Genomic DNA, 1,778 nt, shown 5'->3' with positions numbered 1-1,778 from the left:
ACGGCCGATTTATATTCATATAAGCTTAGAATTCCAATATGAAGGTGACATGACAGCATGGCCGTATTTTTTGTACACGATGTAAGGACAGGGCTCGTTACACCACTAGACCGTAAGTTTAGGGTGCGTGATATTCCTCCAACGGATGAACTGACTGAAATACAGAAAGTTCATTCTAAAGCTGAAACCGACCCCGAAGATTTTAAAGATCATCGTCAAAAGTCAAAGCAGAAACCCCTGGAGCCGAGTGCAAGCCAGCAGAAAGCGATTTCTGCCTACCAAGAAGTTAAGCCCGCCCGAAGCCCTTTGGGGAGAGTGAAGAATATTATGAGCTCGCCGGTACTGAGTATCAGCAAAGATAAGACGCTCGAAGATGCCTGGCGTATTATGCAGAAGTATGAAATACATCACCTGGTCATTCTTGATGAGGAACAGAAATATTGCGGAATGCTATCTGATAAAAAGATCGTCCCTTTTCTAATGAGCCCACAGGGTGGTAACCTCGAGGAAATGCAGAAAAGCTCGCTAAACGCCTTCTGTCACGAATCGTTGTTATCAACCCACCCAGAAACTCAGGTAGAAGACTTAGCACCAGCTTTGTTGGAGTATGGCTTGGACGCGATAGCGGTATTCGAGAATCAACAGATTGTCGGGATCGTTACCCACCCCGATATATTGAAGACGATACTACTGAAGGAGTCGCTAGAAGCAGATGCTTAATCTGGTCGAGCTTGTTGGGGGCTAAAAAGTAAAATGATTAGACCTAAGAGGCCAACTGCCGTGATCGATAAGCCGGCTTCTAATACGACACCTGCAAAACGGTGGTCTAAGCGGTAGAGACCACTCGAAAAACCATAACTCAAATCCAGTAACCCCAGGAACAGTGCCGCACCGGCGCAGGCTGCTGCGAGTACTCGGCCCTTTTGCATCCATTGGTTGCACCACAAAGGCAGGGCAGAAACTAGCATACCAAAGGCCAGAATTAAATCAGGCAGCACAAAGCTTCTTTCCCACAAGTAATAGCCTTCAAAATGTGGCATCAGTGCTCTTAGCTCTTCGATAGAAAAGAGCGAGCCGTTAAAGAACTGCCACCAGAAATGTATGATTCCCAGTGCTGCACCGATATAAATCATCGCCAAAAGGCGCTGAAACTTAAGTTTCTTAATCATCTTTTTTCAAGGGGGTCAGACTCGATTGAAAGCTATGTAGCCAATAGACCAATACATGCTACCTCTGGACGATGCTAAAGGCTATAGTGCTAAAATTAGCTACTTTAAATTCGGAGATGACACTTATGCGCCTATTAGTCTTGCTTAGCATGATCACCTTGCTTTCGGCCTGCAGTACACCGCTTAAACCAATCAATAATGGCCATGGCACGACAGAAGGAATAATGGGAGAAACGATTCAGGAAGTTTCAGCTTATGGTTTGATTACCCAAGTTGCTGCAGAGGAGGGCTTAGTGAATATCAAACATGGGCCGATTCCCGAACTCAATTGGGCCCCTATGTTGATGACTTTCAGAGTTAGTGAGTCTTTGTCACTTGAGCCATTCAAGGCGGGTGATAAGGTTAGCTTTATACTGGAGCTGGATGAAAAGGGTTTGCATCGGCTGAAATATGTGGAAATCAGAAAGTAAGTGAGATCTCGCTTCAGCGTCAACTATCGCACCAAAACTAAACAAAGCCATGTTTTGCTCTCTATAAGTGAGCCTAACTTATTCACTTATAGGTATATAGATTTCAGTGATTACGAATATAAGTAATTGTTATTTAATG

The 1,778-nt window shown here is 44.4% G+C and carries 3 protein-coding genes; 2 read left to right on the top strand and 1 reads right to left on the bottom strand.

The genetic code is table 11. The features are described 5' to 3' along the window. Positions 1-57 precede the first annotated feature (57 nt). Positions 58-720, top strand: a complete 663-nt coding sequence (locus tag A3757_RS18820) for an HPP family protein (protein ID WP_068554771.1) — start codon at positions 58-60, stop codon at positions 718-720. Here A3757_RS18820 and A3757_RS18815 read toward each other — a convergent pair. Then, positions 717-1,169: a hypothetical protein gene (locus A3757_RS18815; protein ID WP_068506996.1), complete on the bottom strand. Its 453-nt coding sequence runs from the start codon at positions 1,167-1,169 to the stop codon at positions 717-719. The two genes, A3757_RS18820 and A3757_RS18815, sit on opposite strands and share 4 nt — an antisense overlap. Positions 1,170-1,294: 125 nt before the next feature. Here A3757_RS18815 and A3757_RS18810 point away from each other — a divergent pair, with 125 nt between their 5' ends. Further along, a complete protein-coding gene (locus tag A3757_RS18810; RefSeq protein WP_068510116.1) occupies positions 1,295-1,639 on the top strand; it encodes a copper-binding protein in 345 nt (114 codons plus the stop codon). Positions 1,640-1,778 lie beyond the last annotated feature (139 nt).

It is taken from the genome of Oleiphilus sp. HI0117, from assembly GCF_001635235.1.
Note: the sequence above shows the minus strand (reverse complement) of the source record. Positions and strands in the feature narration are given on the sequence as shown.

Excerpts from the sequence above, each read along its gene's own strand:
- A3757_RS18820 (WP_068554771.1), top strand. The coding sequence starts at position 58 with ATGGCCGTATTTTTTGTACACGATGTAAGGACAGGGCTCGTTACACCA.
- A3757_RS18815 (WP_068506996.1), bottom strand. The coding sequence starts at position 1,169 with ATGATTAAGAAACTTAAGTTTCAGCGCCTTTTGGCGATGATTTATATC.
- A3757_RS18810 (WP_068510116.1), top strand. The coding sequence starts at position 1,295 with ATGCGCCTATTAGTCTTGCTTAGCATGATCACCTTGCTTTCGGCCTGC.